This window comes from Actinacidiphila polyblastidii (genome assembly GCF_036353415.1).
Classification (GTDB): domain Bacteria; phylum Actinomycetota; class Actinomycetes; order Streptomycetales; family Streptomycetaceae; genus Actinacidiphila; species Actinacidiphila polyblastidii.
On sequence record NZ_JAZEWV010000017.1, the window covers coordinates 12,748 to 35,381 of the forward strand.

19 protein-coding genes are annotated in these 22,634 nt (G+C 75.2%); 14 read left to right on the forward strand and 5 right to left on the reverse strand.

The features are described 5' to 3' along the window. The first annotated feature begins 410 nt into the window (after positions 1-410). From V2S66_RS20495 to V2S66_RS20505, 3 genes are all read left to right on the forward strand, one after another. Positions 411-2,855 carry a ComEC/Rec2 family competence protein gene (locus V2S66_RS20495; protein WP_330797441.1) on the forward strand — a complete coding sequence of 815 codons (2,445 nt, stop codon included), beginning with the start codon at positions 411-413 and terminating at the stop codon, positions 2,853-2,855. 76 nt (positions 2,856-2,931) lie between these two features. Continuing rightward, a complete protein-coding gene (locus V2S66_RS20500) occupies positions 2,932-3,564 on the forward strand; it encodes a helix-turn-helix domain-containing protein (protein WP_330797348.1) in 633 nt (210 codons plus the stop codon). Beyond that, positions 3,561-4,886: an MFS transporter gene (locus V2S66_RS20505; RefSeq protein ID WP_330797349.1), complete on the forward strand. Its 1,326-nt coding sequence runs from the start codon at positions 3,561-3,563 to the stop codon at positions 4,884-4,886. Before V2S66_RS20500 ends, V2S66_RS20505 begins: the two co-directional genes overlap by 4 nt. 68 nt (positions 4,887-4,954) lie before the next feature. Here the strand turns inward: V2S66_RS20505 and V2S66_RS20510 are convergent, their stop codons facing one another. Then, the gene (locus tag V2S66_RS20510) at positions 4,955-5,194 is read right to left on the reverse strand and encodes a hypothetical protein (protein WP_330797350.1); all 240 of its coding nucleotides are present in this window, start codon (positions 5,192-5,194) and stop codon (positions 4,955-4,957) included. 62 nt (positions 5,195-5,256) lie between these two features. Here V2S66_RS20510 and holA point away from each other — a divergent pair, with 62 nt between their 5' ends. After that, on the forward strand, positions 5,257-6,243 hold the full coding sequence (gene holA, locus V2S66_RS20515; RefSeq protein WP_330797351.1) for a DNA polymerase III subunit delta: 987 nt from the start codon (positions 5,257-5,259) through the stop codon (positions 6,241-6,243). 43 nt (positions 6,244-6,286) lie between these two features. Here holA and V2S66_RS20520 read toward each other — a convergent pair whose 3' ends face one another. Both V2S66_RS20520 and rpsT read right to left on the reverse strand, forming a co-directional pair. Continuing rightward, positions 6,287-7,135: a hypothetical protein gene (locus V2S66_RS20520; protein WP_330797352.1), complete on the reverse strand. Its 849-nt coding sequence runs from the start codon at positions 7,133-7,135 to the stop codon at positions 6,287-6,289. Positions 7,136-7,357: 222 nt separating this feature from the next. Further along, on the reverse strand, positions 7,358-7,624 hold the full coding sequence (rpsT, locus tag V2S66_RS20525) for a 30S ribosomal protein S20 (RefSeq protein ID WP_330797353.1): 267 nt from the start codon (positions 7,622-7,624) through the stop codon (positions 7,358-7,360). A 216-nt stretch (positions 7,625-7,840) separates the two neighbouring features. Here rpsT and lepA point away from each other — a divergent pair, with 216 nt between their 5' ends. From lepA to hemW, 4 genes are all read left to right on the forward strand, one after another. After that, positions 7,841-9,724 carry a translation elongation factor 4 gene (gene lepA, locus V2S66_RS20530; RefSeq protein ID WP_330797354.1) on the forward strand — a complete coding sequence of 628 codons (1,884 nt, stop codon included), beginning with the start codon at positions 7,841-7,843 and terminating at the stop codon, positions 9,722-9,724. Between the two features lie 134 nt (positions 9,725-9,858). Continuing rightward, complete coding sequence (locus V2S66_RS20535; RefSeq protein WP_330797355.1) at positions 9,859-11,742, forward strand: AMP-dependent synthetase/ligase; 1,884 nt, start codon at positions 9,859-9,861, stop codon at positions 11,740-11,742. Between the two features lie 248 nt (positions 11,743-11,990). Next, positions 11,991-13,799 carry a SpoIIE family protein phosphatase gene (locus V2S66_RS20540; RefSeq protein WP_330797356.1) on the forward strand — a complete coding sequence of 603 codons (1,809 nt, stop codon included), beginning with the start codon at positions 11,991-11,993 and terminating at the stop codon, positions 13,797-13,799. A 74-nt stretch (positions 13,800-13,873) separates the two neighbouring features. Continuing rightward, on the forward strand, positions 13,874-15,106 hold the full coding sequence (gene hemW, locus V2S66_RS20545) for a radical SAM family heme chaperone HemW (RefSeq protein WP_330797357.1): 1,233 nt from the start codon (positions 13,874-13,876) through the stop codon (positions 15,104-15,106). A gap of 211 nt (positions 15,107-15,317) precedes the next feature. Here the strand turns inward: hemW and V2S66_RS20550 are convergent, their stop codons facing one another. Both V2S66_RS20550 and V2S66_RS20555 read right to left on the reverse strand, forming a co-directional pair. Further along, entirely contained in the window at positions 15,318-16,145 is an 828-nt protein-coding gene (locus tag V2S66_RS20550) for a DUF3097 domain-containing protein (protein ID WP_330797358.1), read from the reverse strand. Positions 16,146-16,178: 33 nt separating this feature from the next. Continuing rightward, positions 16,179-16,934 carry an MBL fold metallo-hydrolase gene (locus tag V2S66_RS20555; RefSeq protein WP_330797359.1) on the reverse strand — a complete coding sequence of 252 codons (756 nt, stop codon included), beginning with the start codon at positions 16,932-16,934 and terminating at the stop codon, positions 16,179-16,181. Positions 16,935-17,190: 256 nt separating this feature from the next. Between V2S66_RS20555 and hrcA the strand changes: the two genes are divergently transcribed. The 6 genes from hrcA to V2S66_RS20585 all read left to right on the forward strand — a co-directional run bounded on the left by hrcA (position 17,191) and on the right by V2S66_RS20585 (position 22,627). Then, a complete protein-coding gene (gene hrcA / locus V2S66_RS20560) occupies positions 17,191-18,207 on the forward strand; it encodes a heat-inducible transcriptional repressor HrcA (protein WP_330797360.1) in 1,017 nt (338 codons plus the stop codon). Continuing rightward, positions 18,208-19,344, forward strand: a complete 1,137-nt coding sequence (gene dnaJ / locus V2S66_RS20565; RefSeq protein ID WP_330797361.1) for a molecular chaperone DnaJ — start codon at positions 18,208-18,210, stop codon at positions 19,342-19,344. 240 nt (positions 19,345-19,584) lie between these two features. Next, positions 19,585-20,649, forward strand: coding sequence for a nitronate monooxygenase (locus V2S66_RS20570; RefSeq protein WP_330797362.1), 1,065 nt, complete (start codon positions 19,585-19,587; stop codon positions 20,647-20,649). Beyond that, positions 20,646-21,389, forward strand: coding sequence for a 16S rRNA (uracil(1498)-N(3))-methyltransferase (locus V2S66_RS20575; RefSeq protein WP_330797363.1), 744 nt, complete (start codon positions 20,646-20,648; stop codon positions 21,387-21,389). The genes V2S66_RS20570 and V2S66_RS20575 overlap by 4 nt, the downstream gene beginning before the upstream one ends. A gap of 99 nt (positions 21,390-21,488) precedes the next feature. Further along, a complete protein-coding gene (locus tag V2S66_RS20580; protein WP_330797364.1) occupies positions 21,489-21,935 on the forward strand; it encodes an NUDIX domain-containing protein in 447 nt (148 codons plus the stop codon). 299 nt (positions 21,936-22,234) lie between these two features. Further along, complete coding sequence (locus tag V2S66_RS20585; RefSeq protein ID WP_330797365.1) at positions 22,235-22,627, forward strand: hypothetical protein; 393 nt, start codon at positions 22,235-22,237, stop codon at positions 22,625-22,627. Positions 22,628-22,634: the final 7 nt, after the last annotated feature.

Sequence of the window (22,634 nt, forward strand, 5' to 3'; positions counted from 1 at the left end):
CCCAGGCGGAGGTGGCGGCAGCCGCAGCGGCCGCGGAGGCCGCCGGGGCGGGAGCAGTCCCGGCCGGGTTCGGCGGCGCCGCCCCACGGAAGGGCGATGAGCCGCCGGGTCGGGACACGAGGTCGGGCCGGGCTCCGGTGGTGGGTCCGCCTTGGGCGGCGCGCCCGCGGTGGGCGGCGGACTCCGAGGAGACGGCGGCTTCCGGGCGGGCGGCGCGCCGAGGTCGCGCGCCGCGTCCGAGTGCGGTGCGCCGGGAGCGCCTTCCCGTTCCGGCCGGCGGGGCGAGCCCGGAGCGGGCGCCGGGTGCGGCCCGGGTGACGAGCCCGCACGCCGCGCTGGGCCCGGCGAGCGCGGCGAGCGCCGACGTCGGACCGGCTCGGCCGCCGGGCCGGGTGCGCGGGGAGGGGCCGATGGGCCCGGCGGTGGAGACGCGGGCGGCAGCCCGCCGCGCCGCGGTGCACGCGGGGGCGGCGTCGCGGCTGGGGGCGGCGCAGCCGCGGGGAGAGGGGCCGGCGGATCTGCGGCTGGTGGGGCCGGCGCTGGGGGCGTGGGCGGCTGCCGCGGCGGTGCCGGGGGTGGGCGCGGGGTGGACCGCGGCCGCGATCGGCGTCGCGCTCGGGGTGGGCGCGGTGTTCGGGTACGCGCGGCGCAGGGCCGGCCTCGTGCTGGCGGCGCTGGCAGCGGCGCTGAGCGCCGCCGCCGCGCTGGCGGCCACCGTGCTCGGCGCCGCCGACCTGCACCGCGGCCCGGTGCCGGGCCTGGCACGGGCGAGGGCCACCGCCGACGTCACCGTCAGGGTCGGCGGTGACCCGATCCGCGCCCCGCGCACGGTCGTGGTGCCGGCCGTGGCCGTGGCGGTGGAAGGCGTCCGGGTGCGTACTCCCGTCGTGGTGATGGCGGGCGGCGCGCCCGCGCCCTGGCTCCGGCTGGTCCCGTCGACGACCGTGCGGGTCACCGCCCGCCTCGCGCCGCCAGGACGGCCGCCGGGCGGCGGCCCCGCCGAGGCCGCCGTGCTGAGCACACACGGCCCGCCCCGGATCGTCGCCCCGCCGAGCGCGGCGCAGCGGTTCGCCGCGCGGCTGCGCGACGGGCTGCGCGAGGCGGTCGCGCCGCTGCCGGGGGACGCGCGCGCGTTGCTGCCCGGTCTGGTCGTGGGCGACACCACCGCCGTGCCGAAGGACCTCGCGGACGCCTTCCGGGCCACCGACCTCGCTCATCTGACGTCGGTCTCTGGGTCGAACCTCACGATCGTGCTGCTCCTGCTGATCGGCCCGCCGGCGACCGCGATCAGGATCGAGCGGCGTGGCCTCGCCGCCGCGCTGGGCCTGCCGCTGCGCTGGACGGCGCTGGCCGGTGCGGCCCTGACCCTCGGCTTCGTGCTGGTGTGCCGACCGGGTCCGAGCGTGCTGAGGGCCGCCGCGTGCGGCCTGATCACGCTGCTCGCCGTCGCGACCGGCCGCCGCCGCTCCCTCCTCCCGGCGCTCTGCGCCGCCGTGGTGCTGCTGGTGCTGCACGAGCCCGACCTCGCGAGGTCGTACGGGTTCGCCCTGTCGGTGCTGGCGACCGGTTCGCTGCTGACGCTCGCGCCGCGCTGGAGCGCGGCCCTGCGCCGGCACGGGATGCGCCCGCGGCTCGCGGAGGCGCTGGCCGCCGCCGCGGCGGCGCAGGCCGCGTGCGGCCCGCTCATCGTGCTGCTGTCGGGGCGGCTGAGCCTCGTCGCGGTGCCGTGCAACCTGCTGGCCGAGCCCGCGGTGGGCGCGGCCACCGCGCTCGGGTTCGCCACGCTGACGGCCGCCCAGGTCGCGATGCCCGCGGCCCGGCTGCTGGCCTGGACCGCGGCGGCGCCCGCGCAGTGGATCGCGGCCGTCGCCCGGCACGGCGCCGCGCTGCCGGGCGCGGAGATCGGCTGGCCCGCAGGCCGGCCGGGCGCGGCCCTGCTCGTCGTGGTCACGGCGGCCGCGACGGTGTGCGGCCGCCCGTTGCTGCGCCGCCCCCGGGTGGCGGCCGGCTGCGCGCTGCTGTTGCTGCTCGCGCTGCTGCGGCCGGTGCGGCTGCCCGTTCCCGCGGGGCAGTGGCCGCCCGCGGACTGGCGGTTCGCGATGTGCGACGTCGGCCAGGGCGACGCGCTCGCACTGGCTGCGGGCCCGGCCGCCGCCGTGGTGATCGACACCGGGCCCGACCCGGCGCTGGTCGACCGGTGTCTGCGCGATCTGCGCGTCACCACGGTCCCGCTGCTGATCCTGACGCACTTCCACGCGGACCACGCCGACGGTCTGCCGGGGGTGTTGCGGGGCCGCAGGGTCGGCGCGATCGAGACCAGCGTGCTGGACGAGCCCGCGGGCGAGGCGGCCCGGGTGCGGCGGGCCGCCGCGGCGGCGGGCGTGCCGGAGTCACGGGCGTCCGCGGGGGAGGAGCGCAGGGTCGGCGCGCTGTGGTGGCGGGTGCTGTGGCCGCCGCCGTCCGCCGCGGCGCTGCCGGACGACAACCCGAACGACGCGAGCGTCGCACTGCTGGTGCACGCCTCGGGCCTCACGCTGCTGCTGATGGGCGATCTGGAGCCGTCCGCGCAGGAGGAGCTGCTCGCCGAGGTGCCGGATCTGCCGCGGGTGGACGTGCTGAAGGTCGCGCACCACGGTTCCGCCCACCAGGACCCGGAGCTGCTGGCCCGGGCGCACCCGCGGCTCGCGCTGATCAGCGTGGGCCGGGGCAACTCGTACGGGCATCCGGCGGCCCGCACGGTCACCGCGCTGCGGGCGCTCGGCGCGGTGGTGCTGCGGACCGACACCGACGGCCCGATCGCGGTGACCGGCGACCGGCCGGCCGACTTGGGGACGGCGGTGGGGCGCGCTCGCTGACGGGACGGCGAGAGATAGAGACTCCTTTCTAAAGGAATCCTTGCAAGCAGTCCTTTCTAAAGATAGCTTTACATACATGCCGGAGCAGAAGCCCATGCCGTCCAAGATCGAGCTGACCGATCCCCGCGCCCTGCGGGCCTACGCCCATCCGACGCGGATGACCCTGGCCGGGCTGCTGCGCCGGGAGGGGCCCTTCACCGCGACCCGCGCCGCCGAGCTGACCGGCGAGTCCGTCGCCAGCTGCTCGTACCACCTGCGGATACTCGCCAAGTACGGTCTCGCGGAGGAGGCCGACCCGGACGGGCCGGGCCGTGAGAAGCCCTGGCGGGCGACCGCGGACTCCACCAACTGGCCCGGCTACTCGGACGACCCCGCGGTCGCCGAGGCCGCCGACGCGCTCACCCTCGCCGTCGCGGAGAACCACTTCGCCCGCCTCACCAAGGCGCTGGAGGCCCGGCGCGATCTGCCTCGGCAGTGGCAGGAGGCGGAGCGCTTCACCGACACCACGCTCTATCTCACCCCGCAGGAGCTGGCGGACCTCGGGGAGCGGATGGACGCCCTGCTCGCGCGGTACACCGACCGCGGCGCCGACCCCTCGCTGCGGCCCGAGGGCGCCAGGCGGGTGCCGTACCTGCAGATCGCGTACGTCGCGCCCGAACCGGTGCGGCGCGAACCCGCGCGGCCGGAGCCCCGGGAGGAGGACGCGTGAGGGCCGCCCGGGTCGCCCGCGCGCTGGCCACACGCGCGCCGTCGCTGCTGCGGGAGCGGCAGTTCCGGCGGTACTGGACGGGGCAGGGCATCTCGTTCCTCGGCGACGAGATCACCTTCCTCGCGCTGCCGCTCACCGCGGTGCTGGTGCTGCACGCCGACGCCGCGCAGATGGGCTGGCTCTCCATGGCGGGGCTGCTCCCCGCGCTCCTGCTGTCGCTGCCCGCGGGCGCCTGGGCGGACCGGCGCGGGAGGCGCCGCGGTGTGATGATCGCCGCCGACCTCGGCCGCGCCGCGCTGATGGCCTCGGTCCCGGTGGCCTACGCGCTCGGCGCCCTGACGCTCGTCCAGCTGATGGTGGTGGCCTTCGCGGTGGGCGCCCTCGCGGTGGTCTTCGACGTGTGCAACGCGGCGCTGTTCGTGTCGCTGGTGGCGCCCGAGAAGTACGTGGAGGGCAACTCGCTGGGCAACGGCAGCCGGGCCTTCTCGTTCGTGGCCGGCCCGAGCGTGGGCGGGCTGCTGGTCCAGCTGCTCGCCGCGCCCCTCGCGCTGCTCGCCGACGCGGCCTCCTACCTCTGCTCGGCCGCCTCGCTGAGCCGGATAGCCCCGGCGGAACCGCCCGCCGCCGCCCGCGGGAAGGGACAGCTCACCGCCGGGCTGCGCTTCATCGGCCGCTCGCCGATCCTGCGCGCGCTTGTCGCCGCCGCGGCCACCGTCAACTTCTTCAACTTCGTCTTCCACACCCTCGTCGTGCTCTACGCGGTGGACCGACTCGGCCTGAACGCCGGGACGCTGGGCGTGGTGGTCGGCGCGGGCGCGGTGGGCGGGCTGCTGGGCGCGACGCTCACCGGGCGGATCGCGCGCCGCATCGGCCTGGGCCGAACCGTGCTGCTGGGCTACCTCGGATTCCCCGCGCCGCTGGTGCTCGTGCCGCTCGCCGGCGGCCCGAAGCTCGCGGTGCTGGGGGCGTTCTTCGCCGCGGAGTTCCTCTCCGGCTTCGGGCTGATGCTGCTGGACATCACCAGCGGTTCGCTGCAGGCCGCGCTCATACCCGACGTGCTGCGCTCCCGGGTCAGCGGCGCGTTCCGCACCGTGAACTACGGCATGCGCCCGCTCGGCGCCCTGGTCGGCGGCGTGCTGGGCAGCTCCATCGGCCTGCGTCCGACGCTGTGGATCGCCACGGTCGGCGGTGTGCTGTGCGTGCTGTGGATCCTGCCGTCGCCGGTGCCGCGGCTGCGCGAGCTCCCGCGGAAGGCCACGGGCGAGGCCGCCGGGCCCCCGGCGCTCCCCGGGCCTCGGCCCCAGCCGCAGCCGCTGCCGTAGTCCCCGGGCGCTGCCGTGGCACCAGGGCCGGCCGGGGGCGCACGCCGCCACCGCCCGGGGAGGGGCGGCTACTCCAGCCAGCCGTCGAACTCCTCGGCCACCGCGTCCAGCGCGGCGCGCTCCAGGTCTTCGCGCGGGTCCTCGACCACGACCAGCCACTGCGCGTCCTCGGCGTCGTCCTCGCCGGCCAGGGCGTCGCGCACCAGGCGGGGCTCCTCCGGGAGGGCGAAACGGGCGGAGAGGGCCTCGGCGGCCCCCTGCGCGGCGTCGCGGTCGGGCAGGACCAGCACATGTCGTACGTCGCTCACCCCGGCATTCTCGCCGACGCCGGGGCCCGGTCTGTCACAGGCCCGTGGGATGCTGGGCCGCGATGGCCAGAAAGAGCGCACCCGACGACGTCCTCGCTCCGCTCACCCTCGCGGTGGGACAGGAGGACCTGCTGCTCGACCGCGTCGTGCGCGAGGTGGTGACCGCCGCCCGCGCCGCCGACGCGGACACCGACGTGCGGGACCTGGCGTCCGACGCGCTCCAGCCCGGCACCCTGGCGGAGCTGACCAGCCCGTCGCTGTTCTCCGAGCGCAAGGTCCTCGTGGTCCGCGGCGCCCAGGACCTCTCGGCGGACGCCGTGAAGGAGATCAAGGCGTATCTGGCCGCGCCCGTCGAGGAGATCGCCCTCGTGCTGCTGCACGCCGGCGGCGCCAAGGGCAAGGCGCTGCTGGACGCCGCCCGCAAGGCCGGCGCCCGCGAGGTGGCGTGCCCGAAGATGACCAAGCCCGCCGACCGGCTGGCTTTCGTCCGGGGCGAGTTCCGTACCCTCGGCCGCTCGGTCACCCCCGAGGCGGCCCAGGCGCTGGTCGACGCGATCGGCAGTGATCTGCGGGAACTCGCCAGCGCCTGCGCCCAGTTGACTGCGGACATCGACGGCGCCGTGGACGTGCAGACGGTCGCCAGGTACTACACCGGCCGCGCCGAGGCCACCGGCTTCGAGGTCGCCGACCTCGCCGTCACCGGCCGTACCGCCGAGGCCCTGGAGCGGCTGCGCTGGGCCCTGTCGGTCGGCCAGCCGGCGCCCGGCATCACCTTCGCGCTGGCCTCCGGGGTGCGGGCGATCGGCAAGGTCGCCTCCGCGCCGCGCGGCGCCAACCCGGGCCAGCTCGCCCGGGACCTCGGCATGCCGCCGTGGAAGATCGACCGCGTCCGCCAGCAGGTCCGCGGCTGGAGCGCCGACGGCGTCTCGGACGCGCTGCGGGCCGTCGCCGAGGCCGACGCCGCGGTCAAGGGCGGCGGCGCAGACCCGGCGTACGCCTTGGAGAAGGCGGTCGTCACCATCTCCCGGGCGTCCCGCGCCCACGCCTGAGCCGCAGGTCCGGGCGGCCGCACCCGCCCCGGCGGCTGCCCGGCTACTTCTTCAGCTTCGCCAGGGTCTCCTTCGCCGAGGTCTGCACCCACTGCGCGACCTTGTCGACACTCGGCAGCTTGGCCGTGGCGGCGGTGTCGCCGTAGTCGCTGAACTGCGTCCAGTTCAGCGAGTACGTCGTCCAGCCGTCGCGGACCGCGACGGTGACGTAGCGCTCGCCCGAGCTGCTCGTGGTGATCGAGTCGCCCTTGATCAGGTACGCCTCGTCGCCGAGGCCGGGGATCGAGGTGACCGTGTACTTGTCGTCCTTGTGCTGGGTGAAGCCCTTCCAGGTGTCCCGGAACTCACCCGCGGGGTCGGTCTTCTTGTGCAGGTCGAGCTGGCTGTAGGTGTACGCGGACTCGGAGTCCGCGGCGGTCGGCGGCGTGGACAGGCTCTCGCTGCACGTCATCGAGTCGAGCGAGGCGCCCTTGGAGAAGTAGGCGGTGTGCGAGGAGCTGCCCTCGTAGTCCGGGCCGAAGGCGGACAGGTCGGAGGAGGTGCACAGGTCGCTCACGACCTTGTACCCGCGCAGGTCGGCGCTGGAGTCCTTGCGCAGCAGCACGATCGCGCCGCCCCACGCCGCGGAGGCGACCACCGCGCCGACCACGGCCCACAGCACCGCCTTCCCGGCCCCGCCGCGCCCGCCGCCGGCCGGCGCACCCGGCGCCGTGCCCGGCGGGGCCCAGACCGGCTGCCCCGGTGCCTGCCCCGGCCCCGGTGCCTGCCCCGGCGCCGGCGGCTCCTGCGCGTAGGGGTTGTGCTGCGGCGGCACCGGTGTGCCGTATCCGCCGGGGTTCTGCGGCGGAGGGGAGTAGGGGGAGGCGCTCGGCTGTTCCGGAGGCGTCGACATGGCCAGAGAATAGTGCGGAAAACACACCGCCCGCCCGGTTTTCCCGGGCGGGCGGTGTGGTGGATTTCCGGCGCCGCTGGCACGTGGCGAACGTCCGCGTGCGGCGCACTTGATCATGGGCGGTGCCGGTCCGGGCGGTAGAGGGGCCGCTGAGTCCGATTGCCGGAGGTGCCGCAGATCGTGGAAAGGAGCGGTCCGCGCCTGGGGCGGGACCGCGCGGGATCAGCCCTGCAGCGCGGAGACCGACTGAGCCAGCGCCGACTTCTTGTTGGCGGCCTGGTTCTTGTGGATGACGCCCCGGCTGACGGCCTTGTCGAGCTTCTTGGCGGCGAGACGGGCGGCGGTGCCGGCCTTCTCGGCGTCACCGGCGGCGACGGCCTCACGGGTGCGGCGGATCGCGGTCTTCAGCTCGGACTTGACGGCCTTGTTGCGCAGGCGCGCCTTCTCGTTGGTCTTGTTGCGCTTGATCTGGGACTTGATGTTCGCCACGAAAGAGCCTTCTCAGGTTCGTATTCTTCAAGGGGTTCCCGGCGGGGTCCGCCGGGAGGTGAGCGCCTCGGGTAGAGGGCACGAGGCACAGCGCCCCAGACTACCAGCAGCGCGCCGCGCCTCCCAAACCCGAGCAGCCCCCCGGCCATGGGACTATGGGGGACAGCGTAGACAGACAGCCCGCACCGTAACGCGTCTCAAGAAAATGGACCCTGCGTGCCCGCCATCCCTTCCCATGTGCCGCTCAACGTCCCGGAGCCGAGCCGTACCGACCCGGCGCTGATCCGCAACTTCTGCATCATCGCCCACATCGACCACGGCAAGTCCACCCTGGCCGACCGGATGCTGCAGCTCACCGGCGTGGTCGACCAGCGCCAGATGCGCGCCCAGTACCTCGACCGGATGGACATCGAGCGTGAGCGAGGGATCACGATCAAGTCGCAGGCGGTCCGGCTGCCCTGGGCGCCGACCGCGGGCGACCAGATGGGCCGCACCCACATCCTGAACATGATCGACACCCCCGGCCACGTCGACTTCACCTACGAGGTGTCCCGCTCGCTGGCCGCCTGCGAGGGCACCGTCCTGCTGGTCGACGCGGCGCAGGGGATCGAGGCGCAGACCCTGGCGAACCTCTACCTCGCGATGGAGAACGACCTCACCATCGTCCCGGTGCTCAACAAGATCGACCTGCCCGCGGCCCAGCCGGAGAAGTTCTCCGAGGAACTGGCCAACCTGATCGGCTGCGACCCCGCCGACGTGCTGCGGGTCTCGGCGAAGACCGGCGTGGGCGTGGACGCGCTGCTCGACCGGGTGGTCCGCGAGGTGCCGGCCCCCGTCGGCGTCAAGGACGCGCCCGCCCGCGCGATGATCTTCGACTCGGTCTACGACTCCTACCGCGGCGTCGTCACCTACGTCCGGGTCATCGACGGCCAGCTCACCAAGCGCGAGCGGATCCGGATGATGTCCACCGGCGCCACCCACGAGCTGCTGGAGATCGGCGTCTCCTCCCCGGAGATGCACCCGCACGACGGCCTGGGCGTCGGCGAGGTCGGCTACCTGATCACCGGGGTGAAGGACGTCCGCCAGTCCAAGGTCGGCGACACCATCACCACCCTCAGCCACGGCGCCACCGAGGCGCTCGGCGGCTACAAGGACCCCAAGCCGATGGTGTTCTCCGGGCTCTACCCGCTGGACGGCTCGGACTACCCGGAGCTGCGCGAGGCGCTGGACAAGCTCCAGCTGAACGACGCGGCGCTGGCCTACGAGCCGGAGACGTCCGCCGCGCTCGGCTTCGGCTTCCGCTGCGGCTTCCTCGGCCTGCTGCACCTGGACGTGATCCGGGAGCGGCTGGAGCGCGAGTTCGGCCTCGACCTGATCGCCACCGCGCCGAACGTGGTGTACCGGGTGGTCATGGAGGACGGCGTCGAGCACATCGTCACCAACCCCAGCGAGTTCCCCGAGGGCAAGATCGCCGAGGTGCACGAGCCGGTGGTGCGGGCCACCGTGCTGGCGCCCACCGAGTTCATCGGCGCGATCATGGAGCTGTGCCAGAACCGCCGCGGCTCGCTGCTGGGCATGGACTACCTCTCCGAGGACCGCGTCGAGATCCGCTACACGCTCCCGCTCGCGGAGATCGTCTTCGACTTCTTCGACCAGCTGAAGTCCAAGACCCGCGGCTACGCCTCGCTGGACTACGAGCCCACCGGCGAGCAGAGCGCCGAGCTGGTCAAGGTCGACATCCTGCTGCACGGCGACAAGGTCGACGCGTTCTCCGCGATCACCCACAAGGACAAGGCGTACGCCTACGGGGTCCGGCTGGTCGCCAAGCTGCGCGAGCTGATCCCGCGGCAGAACTTCGAGGTGCCCATCCAGGCCGCCATCGGCTCCCGGGTGATCGCCCGCGAGACGGTCCGCGCCATCCGCAAGGACGTCCTCGCCAAGTGCTACGGCGGTGACATCAGCCGCAAGCGCAAGCTGCTGGAGAAGCAGAAGGAGGGCAAGAAGCGGATGAAGATGGTCGGCAGCGTGGAGGTGCCGCAGGAGGCGTTCATCGCGGTCCTGTCGACCGACTCCGACGGGGAGGCCAAGGCCAAGAAGTAGCGGCCGCGGGGAGCCGGGGTGCGGCGAACCCGCCGGCCGCACCCTCTTACGCGCCGGGCGTCGGCCCTCTACCCTGTTTCGACCGGATAGGTTACTGGTGAGTTAACAAAACCCCGCGCGTCCCGGAGGTCGTCGTGACCGGCACACAGTCCCTGATCGAGAATCGGCCCCCGTCCGTGGCGTCGCTCTTCCTGGAGCGGGTCGCCGCGACACCGGACGCCGAGGCCTACCGCTACCCGGTGCCGGCCGACGACGGACAGGGGCCGGACGGGTGGAAGTCGCTCACCTGGGGCCAGGCTGCCACCCGCGTCTTCGCGGTGGCCGCCGGGCTGATGGACCTCGGGGTGCGCCCCGAGGAGCGCGTCGCCATCGCCGCCAACACCAGCGTCGAGTGGATCCTCGCCGACCTCGGCGTGCTGTGCGCGGGCGCGGCCACCACCACGATCTACCCGAGCACCAACGCGGACGAGACCGCGTTCATCCTCGCCGACTCCGGCAGCCGGATCCTGATCGCCGAGGACGCCGCGCAGCTCGCCAAGGCCCGCCAGCGCCGCGCCGAGCTGCCCGACCTCGCCCACGTCGTGGTCATCGACACCGCGGACGCCGCCGACCCGGACGGCGACGGCTGGGTGCTGTCGCTCCAGGAGCTGGAGAAGCGTGGCGCGGCCTTCCTCGAACAGCACCCCGAGGCGGTGCGCGAGGCGGTCGCCGCCCTCCAGCGCGACCAGCTCGCCACCCTCATCTACACCTCGGGCACCACCGGGCGCCCCAAGGGCGTGCGGCTGCCCCACGACGCCTGGGCGTACATGGCCCGCGCCATCGAGGCGATCGACCTGCTCGACGAGAACGACGTGCAGTACCTGTGGCTGCCGCTCGCGCACGTCTTCGGCAAGGTGCTGACCGCCGGGCACATCACCGTCGGGCACGTCACCGCGGTCGACGGCCGGGTCGACAAGATCATCGAGAACCTGCCGATCGTCCAGCCCACCTACATGGCCGCCGTGCCGCGGATCTTCGAGAAGGTCTACAACGGCGTCGCGGCCAAGGCGCGCGCCGGCGGCGGCGCGAAGTACAAGATCTTCCAGTGGGCCGCCGAGGTCGCCCGCGAGTACGCCAAGGCCACCCAGAACAGCATGCGGCTGACCGGCTCGCCGACCGCCCCGCTCGCCCTGCGCACCAAGCACGCGCTCGCCGACAAGCTCGTCTACGCCAAGCTGCGGGCGGCCTTCGGCGGCCGGCTGCGCGCCTGCGTCTCCGGCTCCGCGGCCCTCGCCCCGGACATCGGCTACTTCTTCGCCGGCGCCGGCATCCACATCCTGGAGGGCTACGGCCTCACCGAGTCCAGCGCGGCCAGCTTCGTCAACCCCGGCGAGTCCTACCGGACCGGCACCGTCGGCAAGGCGCTGCCGGGCCTGGAGGTCAGGATCGCCGAGGACGGCGAGATCATGCTGCGCGGCCCCGGCATCATGCTGGGATACCACGGGCTGCCCGAGAAGACCGCCGAGGTGCTGGAGCCGGACGGCTGGTTCCACACCGGCGACATCGGCGAGCTGTCGCCCGACGGCTTCCTGAAGATCACCGACCGCAAGAAGGACCTCATCAAGACGTCCGGCGGCAAGTACATCGCGCCGGCCGAGGTCGAGGGCCAGTTCAAGGCGGTGTGCCCGTTCGTCAGCAACGTCCTGGTGGTCGGCGGCGGCCGCAACTTCTGCACGGCGCTGCTCGCCCTCGACGAGCCGACGATCCTCGGCTGGGCGGCCGAGCACGGCCTGGCCGGCCGCACCTACCAGGAGGTCGTCACCGGCGACGAGGTCCGCGAGCTGATCGACGGCTACGTCCAGCGCCTCAACGAGGGGCTGCAGCGGTGGCAGCAGATCCGCAACTTCCGCATCCTCCCGCGCGACCTCGACGTCGAGCACGGCGACCTCACCCCCTCCCTCAAGCTCAAGCGGCCGGTCGTCGAGCGGGAGTTCGCCCCGCTCATCGACGAGATGTACACCGGCTCCCGCGAGTCCTGACCCACCGCGGGCGCAGCCCGGGGTTTTCCGGGGGCGCGGGGAACGGCGCGACGGGCCACGTACCGGCCCGCGGCCGGCCACCGGCCTGAAGGGGCTGGGCAAACGGCCGCGCGCCCAGCGCTGGGGCGGGGGCGGACCATAGCGGACGCGGCAGGGGAGCGGGGCCCCGCGCGGCCCGACGTCGTACGAACGGGGGACGTTGACCCGGGCTCGCCGCCGCGAGGCGGCATCGCTGGGAGCCTGGAGCGATGAGCGTGACCGACGCGGGCCCCAGGCCCGACCACCGCGTGGCGGCGACCACCCTGCCGGGGAACGAGCTGGCCGCCGCCGCGGCCCGCCGCTTCCTGGGGTCCGCGCTCGCCGCGTGGGCCGACCCGCGCTTCGCCGAGCGGGCCGTCGAGGACGGCACGCTGCTGGTCAGCGAGCTGGTCACGAACGCCGTCGTGCACGCCGGCACCACCGTGGACCTGCTGTGCCGGCTGGACACCACCGACCAGGGCGGCCCCGCCCTCGTCCTGGAGGTCACCGACCGCCACCCGGCCCGCACCCTGCGGGCCGGCATGGAGGGGCCGCCGGACAGCGCGGAGGGCGGCCGCGGCCTGCACCTCGTCGCGGTCCTCGCCGACTCCTGGGGCATCACCTACCACCGCGACCGCAAGACCGTCTGGTGCCGCGTGCCGCTCGACGCGGACGAGGCGGACCACGCGGACGACGCCGACGGCGTCCACGGTCCCGGCCGGGACCTCGACGCCCCCGCCCCCGCGCAGCTGCTCGCGCCGGTCCGGCCCGGCCCGTCACGGCGTGCCGACCCGGAGTGGATCAGCCGCGGCTCGCTCTCCTTCCTCGCCGAGGCGTCCGACCTGCTGGCCGGACAGCTCGACGAGGAGAACATCGCCTCGCTGGCCGCCCAGCTGCTCGTGCCGCGCCTCGCGGACTGGTGCGCGGTGTGGCTGTACCCGCAGAACGCGGCGCCGCGCCTCGCGCACGTCTGGCACGGCGCGGAGCACCGCATCGACGACCTGCGGGCCGTACTGGAGAAGTCGCCGCCCGCGCTGCCGCCCGCCGCAGGCAACCCCCCCGGGGTGCGGCGGCCGCTCGCGGAACCCTTCGGCGCGCTCGCCGTGCCGCTGGTCGCCGCGGGCCACTGCCACGGCACGCTGATGCTCGGCCGCAGCGGCGTGCTCGGGCTGCCCGACGAGACCACGGGCCTCATCGAGGACTTCGCCCGCCGGGTCGCGCTGGCCCTCGGCACCGCCCGGCAGTACGCCCGCCAGGCCATGATCAGCACCGTGCTGCAGCGCGGCCTGCTGCCGCCCGCCACCGGGCACATCCCCGGGGTGGCGCACGCGGTGGTCTACGAGCCGGCGGCCGGCGACTGGGTGGGCGGCGACTTCTACGACCTGTTCCCGGCGGGCGACGGCCGCTGGTGCTTCGCGCTCGGCGACGTCTGCGGCGGCGGCCCCGAGGCCGCGTCGCTCGCCGGGATCGCCCGCCCGGTGCTGCGGCTGCTGGCCCGCGAGGGCTACGGCGTCGCGGACGTCCTCGACCGGCTCAACCGGGCGCTGGCCGACGAGGCGGCCACCGCCCTGCTCGCCGAGACCGCGACCTGGGACGGCGGCCAGGGCCGCTTCCTGTCGCTGCTGTACGGCGAGGTCACGCCGTACCGCCGGGACGGAGCGGGCCAGGGGCGTACGGCCGGCGCCCGGTGCACGCTGGCCTCCGCCGGCCACCCGCTGCCGCTGCTGCTGGCCGCGGACGGCTCGGTACGGCCCGCCGCCGACCCGCAGCTGCTGCTCGGCATCGCCGACGACGCCCGCTACACCGCCCAGTCCTTCGACCTCGCGCCCGGCGAGGTGCTGCTGTGCGTCACCGACGGCGTCACCGAACGCCGCCACGGCCCCCGCCAGTTCGACGACGGGGACGGGCTCGCGGCGGCGCTGCGCGACTGCGCGGGCCTGGACGCGGCCGGCGTCGCCGAGCGCATCCGCAGGGCCGTGCACGACTTCGACGCCGAGCCGCCCGCCGACGACTTGGCGCTGCTGGTGCTGCGGGCCTGACGCCGGCCGGGACGGCGGCCCGGCCTGGACGGCGGCCCGGCCGGGACACCGCGGGCGTGCCGGATACTGGGAGGATGCCTTCCGTACTCCCCGACGGCGAACCCGTGCCCGCCGACGGCGCCCTGCCGGCGCACGCGCTGGCCGGCGCGGCCGACCGGCCGCTCGGCTTCTACGTGCACGTGCCGTACTGCGCGACCCGCTGCGGCTACTGCGACTTCAACACCTACACGGCGACCGAGCTGCGCGGCTCGGGCGGCGCGCCGGCCTCCCGCGAGAACTACGCGGACGTGCTGATCGACGAGGTCAGGCTGGCCCGCAAGGTGCTCGGCGACGACCCGCGGCCGGTCGAGACGGTCTTCGTCGGCGGCGGCACCCCCACGCTGCTGCCGGCGGCCGACCTCGGGCGGATGCTGGATGCGATCCGCACCGAGTTCGGGCTGGCGCCGGGCGCCGAGGTCAGCACGGAGGCCAACCCTGAGTCCGTCGACCCCGCCTATCTGGCGCGGCTGCGCGACAGCGGCTTCAACCGGATCTCCTTCGGCATGCAGAGCGCCCGGCAGCACGTGCTGAAGGTGCTGGACCGCACCCACACCCCCGGGCGGCCGGAGCGCTGCGTCGCCGAGGCCCGCGCGGCCGGCTTCGACCATGTCAACCTCGACCTGATCTACGGCACCCCGGGGGAGTCCGACGACGACTGGCGGGCCTCCCTCGACGCGGCCGTCGGGGCCGGTCCCGACCACGTCTCGGCGTACGCGCTGATCGTGGAGGAGGGCACCCGGCTGGCCGCGCGGATCCGCCGCGGCGAGGTCCCGACGACCGACGACGACGTGCACGCCGACCGCTACCTGATCGCGCAGGAGCGGCTCGCCGCCGCGGGCTTCTCCTGGTACGAGGTGTCGAACTGGGCGACCACCCCCGAGGGGCGCTGCCGGCACAACGAGCTGTACTGGACCGGCGCGGACTGGTGGGGCGCGGGCCCCGGCGCGCACAGCCACGTCGGCGGCGTGCGCTGGTGGAACGTCAAGCACCCGGGCGCGTACGCGCAGGCCCTGGGCGAGGGGCGCAGCCCGGGTGCGGGCCGCGAGGTGCTGGCCGCCGAGGACCGGCGGGTCGAGCGGATCCTGCTGGAGCTGCGGCTCTCCCAGGGCTGCCCGCTCGACCTGCTCGCCGACGAGGGCGCCCGCGCGGCCGCCCGCGCCCTGCGCGACGGCCTCCTCGAACCCGGCCCCTACGCCCTCGGCCGCGCCGTCCTCACCCTCCGCGGCCGCCTCCTGGCCGACGCCGTCGTCCGCGACCTCGTCGACTGACGCCGCGCCCCCTGTCCACCGCCCGGTGGTGGGCTGCTGGGGGCGAGGCCCTGCGCGGGCGCGGGCCCGTTTTTGAGGGGGTGCGGGGAACTGCGCGCTCAGCCGCCGCGCGGCGCGCGGTTGGCCACCGGCCCGGAGGGGCAGTCGCGATCGCGTCCGGGCCACCGGCCGGCGGGCGGTCGGAGGCGGCTTCCGGGCGAAGCCCGGTGGGTCAGGGGGAGGTGACGAAGTCGATGAGCTCCTCGACGCGGCCCAACAGCTCCGGCTCCAGGTCCCGGAAGGAGCTGACGGCGGACAGAATCCGCTGCCACGCCTCACCGGTGCTGAGGTCGCTCCAGCCGAGCGCCCGGCAGACGCCGGTCTTCCAGTCCTCGCCGCGAGGCACCCGCGGCCACCCCGGGATGCCGACCGACGACGGCTTCACCGCCTCCCACACGTCGATGTAGGGGTGGCCGACGACCAGGACGTCCGGCCCGGTGACCGACGCCGCGATGCGGGACTCCTTCGAGCCGGGCACCAGGTGGTCGACGAGCACGCCGAGGCGGGCGTCGGGGGCGGGCCCGAAGGCGGCCACCAGGGCCGGCAGGTCGTCGACGCCTTCGAGGTACTCCACGACGACGCCCTCGACCCGCAGGTCGTGCCCCCACACCCGCTCGACCAGCTCGGCGTCGTGCCGGCCCTCGACGTAGATCCGGCCGGCCCGCGCCACGCGGGCCTTCGCGCCGGTCACCGCGATCGAGCCGGAGGCGGACAGCAGCGGGCCGCGGGGCGCCGGCGCGGCGGCGGGCCGCACCAGCGTCACCGTCCTGCCGTCGATGAGGAAGCCGCGCGGCGCCATCGGGAACACCCGGTGCTTGCCGAAGCGGTCCTCCAGGGTGACGGTGAGGCCCTCCGCGGTCTTCTCCACCCGCACCACCGCGCCGCAGAAGCCGGTGGCGGCCTCCTCGACCACCAGGTCGGCCTCCGCGGCCACTTCGGGGGCGGGTCCCTGCTTCTTCCAGGGCGGGGTCAGATCGGCGTCGTAACTGCGGCTGCGCATGGGGGTGATGGTAGCCAGCGGCGGCCGTCCGGCTCAGCCGGCGGCGCCGAACCGCCGGGCCAGCGTGTCCCGCTGGGCCCGCACGAAGCGGGCGTCGACGACCGCGCCGTGCCCCGGCACGTACCGCGCGGTCTCGCCGCCGGCCGCCAGCAGCGCGTCCAGCGTGCCCGGCCAGCGGGCGGGCACCGCGTCCTCGTCGGCCTGCGGCTCCCCCGACTCCTCCACCAGGTCGCCGCAGAACACCACCGGCGGGTCGCCGGCGCCCGCGCCGGGCACCAGCACCACCAGGTCGTGCCCGGTGTGCCCGGGACCCGGGTGCAGCAGCCGCACCGGCCGGCCCCCGAGGTCGAGCGCCAGCTCCCCGGCCACCGGCAGGTCAGGAGCGCGCAGGGCGGCCGCGGCCCGTGCCGCCTCCCGCGGGTCGACGCCGTACGCGACCGCGGCCGCGCGCAGCGGCTCCCGCTCGCGTGCCAGGTACCCGGCGAGGGACCGCTCCCCGCACACCCGGGCGTCCGGGAACGCGGCCGCGCCGAAGACGTGGTCGAAGTGGCCGTGGGTGAGCGCCACGTGGGTGACCGGGCGGCCGGTCAGCGCCGCGACCTGGTCGCGCAGCTCCGCGCCCTCGCCCAGGGTGGAACCGGTGTCGACCAGCAGTACCGCGTCCGCGCCGACGACCAGCCCGATCGTCACGTCGAGGAAGGGCAGCCGCCGCCGGGCCACCCCGGGCGCCAGCTGCTCCCACGCGGGCCCGGCCGGAACCGCGCCGCCGGCCTCGTCCGCACCGTCCACGGGGATGACGCTACCGTCGCCGTGCGCTCGCCGCCCGGCCGCCCGCGCCCGCCTGCCCGGCCGTGCGTGTTGTCCCGACCCGGCCGTGAATGCGTCCTTCCGTCCCCGCCCGTCCCCGCCGTCGCGCGATGTCCGATACCGAGCCGGTCTTGCCGAGCCCTTGCCGCCTCGCCGTACACTGGCTGCGGGAGAGCTGGCACTCGAAACGGCGGAGTGCCAGGCAGGACGTCCGAGATCCCGGGGCTGGAGGTGCACGATGCTGAGCGAACGCAGACTCGAGGTGCTGCGTGCGATCGTTCAGGACTACGTCGGCACCGAGGAGCCGGTGGGGTCCAAGGCGCTGACCGAGCGGCACCAGCTCGGCGTCTCGCCCGCCACGGTCCGCAACGACATGGCGGTGCTGGAGGACGAGGGGTACATCGCGCAGCCGCACACCAGCGCCGGCCGCATCCCCACCGACAAGGGCTACCGGCTCTTCGTCGACAAGCTGGCCGGCGTCAAGCCGCTGTCCGTCGCCGAACGCCGTGCCATCCAGAACTTCCTCGACGGCGCCGTCGACCTCGACGACGTGGTCGGCCGCACGGTGCGGCTGCTGGCGCAGCTCACCCGGCAGGTCGCCGTCGTGCAGTACCCGTCGCTGACCCGCTCCTCGGTGCGGCACGTGGAGCTGCTGTCGCTGGCGCCCGCCCGGCTCATGCTGGTGCTGATCACCGACACCGGCCGGGTCGAGCAGCGGATCGTCGACTGCGTCGCGCCGGTCGGCGAGACCCTGCTCGCGGACCTGCGGGCCCGGCTCAACAGCCGGATCGTCGGCCGCCGCTTCAGCGACGTTCCGCCGCAGGTCCAGGACCTGCCGGAGAGCTTCGAACCCGACGACCGGCCGGCCGTCGCGACGGTGCTCGCCACCCTCCTCGAAACGCTCGTCGAGGAGAAGGAGGAGCGCATCATGCTCGGGGGCGCGGCGAACCTCACCCGGTTCAACCACGACTTCCCGATGACGATCCGGCCCGTGCTGGAAGCACTGGAGGAGCAGATGGTCCTGCTGAAGCTGCTCGGCGAGACCAGGGACTCGACGATGACCGTGCGCATCGGGCATGAGAATTTTCACGAGGGCCTCAATTCCACCTCCGTGGTGGCAGTCGGCTACGGTTCGGGCGACGAGGCAGTCGCCAAACTCGGCGTGGTCGGACCGACCCGCATGGACTACCCCGGAACGATGGGAGCGGTACGCGCAGTGGCACGTTACGTCGGACAGATCCTGGCGGAGTCGTAAGTGGCCACGGACTACTACGCCGTGCTCGGCGTACGCCGCGACGCAGGACCGGACGAGATCAAGAAGGCGTTCCGGCGCCTCGCCCGCGAACTGCACCCGGACGTCAATCCGGACCCGAAGACCCAGGAGCGGTTCAAGGAGATCAACGCCGCTTACGAGGTGCTCTCCGACCCGCAGAAGAAGCAGGTGTACGACCTCGGCGGCGATCCGCTGTCCGCGGCCGGCGGCGCCGGCGGGCCGGGCGGCTTCGGCGCCGGCTTCGGCAACTTCAGCGACATCATGGACGCCTTCTTCGGACAGTCGCAGCAGCGCGGACCGCGCTCGCGCACCCGGCGCGGGCAGGACGCCATGATCCGGCTGGAGATCGAGCTGGACGAGGCGGCCTTCGGCACCACCAAGGACATCCAGGTCGACACCGCCGTCACCTGCGGCACCTGCAACGGCGAGGGGGCCGCGCCCGGCACCTCGGCGCAGACCTGCGACATGTGCCGCGGCCGCGGCGAGGTGTCCCAGGTCACCCGCTCCTTCCTCGGCCAGGTCATGACGTCCCGGCCGTGCCCGCAGTGCCAGGGCTTCGGCACCGTCGTCCCGACGCCGTGCCCGGAGTGCGCGGGCGACGGCCGGGTGCGCTCGCGCCGCACGCTGACCGTGAAGATCCCCGCGGGCGTCGACAACGGCACCCGTATCCAGCTCGCGGGCGAGGGCGAGGTCGGCCCCGGCGGCGGCCCGGCCGGCGACCTGTACGTGGAGATCCGCGAGGTCCCGCACCAGGTGTTCCAGCGCCGCGGCGACGACCTGCACTGCACGGTCACCATCCCGATGACCGCGGCCGCGCTTGGCACGAAATGCCCGCTGGAGACCCTCGACGGCCTTGAGGAGATCGACATCCGGCCGGGCACCCAGTCGGGGCAGTCGATCCCGCTGCACCAGCGCGGCATCACCCACCTGCGCGGCGGCGGCCGCGGCGACCTCGTGGTCCACGTCGAGGTCGTCACGCCGCACAAGCTCGATCCCGACCAGGAGGAGCTCATGCGGCGGCTGGCGAAGCTGCGCGGCGAGGAGCGCCCCACCGGCCAGTTCGCCCCCGGCCAGCAGGGCCTCTTCTCCCGCCTCAAGGACGCCTTCAACGGGCGTTAACACGACCGCCGTTCACCTGGCGGCGTGCGCTGCGCCCCCCCGGCGCCCCTGGGGGGCGCAGTGCCCTGCGCTGGGCGCGAGGACGTTTTCTCGCGGACACCGCCCGCGGTTCGCCACCGGCCCGGTGGTGCTGCCGTCGCCGTCGCCGGCCCGCCGGACGGTGGCGGGCCGGTGGGCGGGGGAGCCCGTCGCGGGCCGCTGGGAAACGGGGGCATGCCCGGGGCGTGGGAGGATGGCGGCATGTCCGCGTTGACCGATCTCTCCGCCTTCTCGGCGTGTCCGATCATCCAGGCGCCGATGGCCGGCGGCGGCTCGACGCCGCGGTTGGCCGCGGCGGTCGCCGCCGCGGGCGGCCTCGGGTTCCTGGCCGCCGGGTACAGGACTCCGGAGGCGATGGGCGAGGAGGTCCGCCGGCTGCGGGAGCTGACCTCGCGGCCGTTCGGGGTGAACCTGTTCCTGCCGCAGCCGCCGGCCGCGGACCGCTCCGCGGTGGCGGCGTACGCCGGGCAGCTGGCCGCCGAGGCCGCCCGGTACGGCGCCGAGCTGGGCGATCCCGACGCCGGCGCGGACGACGCGTACGAGGCGAAGGTGGCGGCGCTGCTGGCCGACCCGGTGCCGATGGTGAGCTTCACCTTCGGCTGCCCGGACCCCGGCGTGCTGGCGGCCTTCGCGAAGGCCGGGACGTACACCGTCGTGACGGTGACGTCGCCGGCCGAGGCGCTCGCCGCCCAGGAGGCCGGCGCGGACGCGGTGTGGGTGCAGGGCGTGGAGGCCGGCGGCCACCAGGGCACGCACCGCGACGACCCCCGGCTGGACGGCTCGGGCGTGGACCTGCTCACCCTGGTCCCGCGGGTGCGTGACGCCGTGCGGCTGCCGATCGTCGCCGCCGGCGGCCTGATGCGCGGCGGCGCGATCGCCGCCGTGCTGGCCGCGGGCGCCGACGCCGCCGGGCTCGGCACGGCCTTCCTGGTCTGCCCGGAGTCCGGCGCGAGCCCCGTGCACAAGAAGGCCCTCACCGATCCGGCGTTCCCGCGCACCGAGCTGACCCGGGCGTTCTCCGGCCGCCCGGCCCGCGGCCTGCTGAACCGCTTTCTGCGCGAGCACGGCCAGGACGCGCCGCCCGGCTATCCGCAGGTGCACCACCTGACCTCGGCGCTGCGCCGGGCGGCGGCCGAGGCGGGCGACCCGCACGGCATGGCGCTGTGGGCCGGCGAGGGGCACCGGCTGGCCCGCGAGCTGCCCGCGGGGGCGCTGGTGGAGACGCTCGCCGCGGAGCTGCGCGCCGCGCGGGAGGCGGGCGCATGACGGCGCCGGTGTTCCTGGTGCCCGCCGCCGCGCTGGACGGCTCGCCGACCCGGATCGCCCTCGACGGCCCGGAGGGCCGCCACGCGGTGTCGGTGCGGCGGCTGACGGCGGGCGAGGAGGTCGTGCTCACCGACGGCGAGGGGCGCGGCGCGTTCGGTCTGGTGGCCGCGGTGGAGGGCAAGGACGTGCTGTACGTCGACGTCCGGGAGGTCCGCGCCGAACCCCGGCCCGCCGCCTCGGTGACCGTCGTGCAGGCGCTGCCGAAGGGCGACCGCGGCGAGCTGGCCGTGGAGACCATGACCGAGGCCGGGGTCGACGTCGTCGTGCCGTGGGCCGCGGCGCGCTGCGTCACCCAGTGGCGGGCCGAGCGGGGGGCGAAGTCGCTGGCCAAGTGGCGCGCCACGGCCAGGGAGGCGGCCAAGCAGTCGCGCCGGCTGCGGTTCCCCGAGGTGACCGAGGCGATGACGACCCGTCAGGTGGCGGAGCTGCTGCGCGGCGCGGACTTCGCCGGCGTGCTGCACGAGGAGGGCTCGTCGCCGCTGGCCACCGCCGCGCTGCCGGCGGCCGGTTCGCTGGTCCTGGTGGTCGGCCCGGAGGGCGGCGTGGCGCCGGAGGAGTCGGCGGCGTTCGCGCAGGCGGGCGCGCCCGCGTACCGGCTCGGCCCGACCGTGCTGCGCACGTCCACCGCGGGCGTCGCGGCCACCGCGCTGCTGCTCACCCGTACCGGCCGCTGGTCCTGACCGGTGGCGCCGCACCCGCCGCCGGGCAGCCCGCCGCCCGGCTCCCCTCCGCCCGGCCCCGCGCCGCGAACGCCCGTGCGTCCGGCGGCCGTCGGCGCGATGACGATGCTGGTCGCCGCGGTCATCGTGCACGACCGGGCGGCCGGGCGGGTCGTGTTGCTGCGCCGCGGCGAACGGGCCAGGTTCGGGCGGGGGTTGTGGGACCTGCCGTCGGGCAAGCGCGAACCGGGCGAGCCGGTCACCGCGGCGGCGGTGCGCGAACTGCACGAGGAGACCGGCCTGTCGGTCCGCGAGGACGACCTCGTGCTGGCCCATCTCGTCCACGGCGCCTGGGGCGCGCAGTCGCCCGGCGGGTTCGTCACGGTGGTGTTCGCCGCGTACGCGTGGACCGGTGAACTGTCCAACCGGGAACCGGAGAAGCACGCGGCGGTCGCGTGGGCGGACACCGGCGCGCTGCCCGGCGCCTTCGTGCCGAGCGCGGCGGGCGCGCTGCGCGCGCACCTGGCCGGCGATCCTCCCGGCGTCACGCTGCGCGGCTGGGACTGAGCCCGACCGGCCCGTTCGGTCCCCGTGCGTCGCGAACAGCTCCAGGTGCCCGCACGCGGCGCAGCGGTGGGCGTCGATCCGGCGGCGGGCGCGGCGGCCGCGCCCGGCGTACGCCCGTCGGCCGCTGCCGTCGACGAGGCCCGGCCGCAGGTCGCCGCCACCGCACTGGGCGCCCCTCATGACGACGGTCACCTCAGGAGTGCCGGCCGGAGGTGCCGCGTCGACCGCCCTGTCCCGTAAGGGGCGTATCGGCCGTTCGGGGGATGGACCGGACCGCGGCGCGGGGGCACCGTGGGGGGATGGGACGGAACGGGAAGATCTGGGCGGTCGCGGCCCTGACGGCGACGACCGCGGCCCTGCTCGTCGGGGCGTCGGGGTGCGACCCCGCGGACGGCCTCTCGGAGAGCGCGGTGTCGGTCACCACCGACCAACTGGCCACCCACGCGCTCAGGAGCGACCACGTGAAGGTCCAGTGGCTGTCGTGCAGCGCCTCCACCGGCCGCCGGCAGGTGAAGGTCGACTGCCTGGGCCGCACCGAGGACCAGCAGAGGATCACCGTGCAGGGCACGGTGACCGAGCAGCAGGACGACACCTGCGTCCGCGGCCGGCTGACCGCCGTGGCCGGCGGCCGGACCGTCTTCGACGTGGGCGGCCTGGGCGACTGCGTCCACCGTACTGCGACGCCGAGTTGATCGAAGT

Coding starts and splice junctions, on each gene's coding strand:
- holA (WP_330797351.1), top strand. CDS start 5,257: ATGGCCAGAAAGAGCGCACCCGACGACGTCCTCGCTCCGCTCACCCTC.
- V2S66_RS20550 (WP_330797358.1), bottom strand. CDS start 16,145: ATGCGCAGCCGCAGTTACGACGCCGATCTGACCCCGCCCTGGAAGAAG.
- hemW (WP_330797357.1), top strand. CDS start 13,874: ATGCCTTCCGTACTCCCCGACGGCGAACCCGTGCCCGCCGACGGCGCC.
- V2S66_RS20520 (WP_330797352.1), bottom strand. CDS start 7,135: ATGTCGACGCCTCCGGAACAGCCGAGCGCCTCCCCCTACTCCCCTCCG.
- V2S66_RS20500 (WP_330797348.1), top strand. CDS start 2,932: ATGCCGGAGCAGAAGCCCATGCCGTCCAAGATCGAGCTGACCGATCCC.
- V2S66_RS20585 (WP_330797365.1), top strand. CDS start 22,235: ATGGGACGGAACGGGAAGATCTGGGCGGTCGCGGCCCTGACGGCGACG.
- V2S66_RS20495 (WP_330797441.1), top strand. CDS start 411: ATGGGCCCGGCGGTGGAGACGCGGGCGGCAGCCCGCCGCGCCGCGGTG.
- V2S66_RS20540 (WP_330797356.1), top strand. CDS start 11,991: ATGAGCGTGACCGACGCGGGCCCCAGGCCCGACCACCGCGTGGCGGCG.
- V2S66_RS20570 (WP_330797362.1), top strand. CDS start 19,585: ATGTCCGCGTTGACCGATCTCTCCGCCTTCTCGGCGTGTCCGATCATC.
- V2S66_RS20575 (WP_330797363.1), top strand. CDS start 20,646: ATGACGGCGCCGGTGTTCCTGGTGCCCGCCGCCGCGCTGGACGGCTCG.
- V2S66_RS20580 (WP_330797364.1), top strand. CDS start 21,489: ATGACGATGCTGGTCGCCGCGGTCATCGTGCACGACCGGGCGGCCGGG.
- hrcA (WP_330797360.1), top strand. CDS start 17,191: ATGCTGAGCGAACGCAGACTCGAGGTGCTGCGTGCGATCGTTCAGGAC.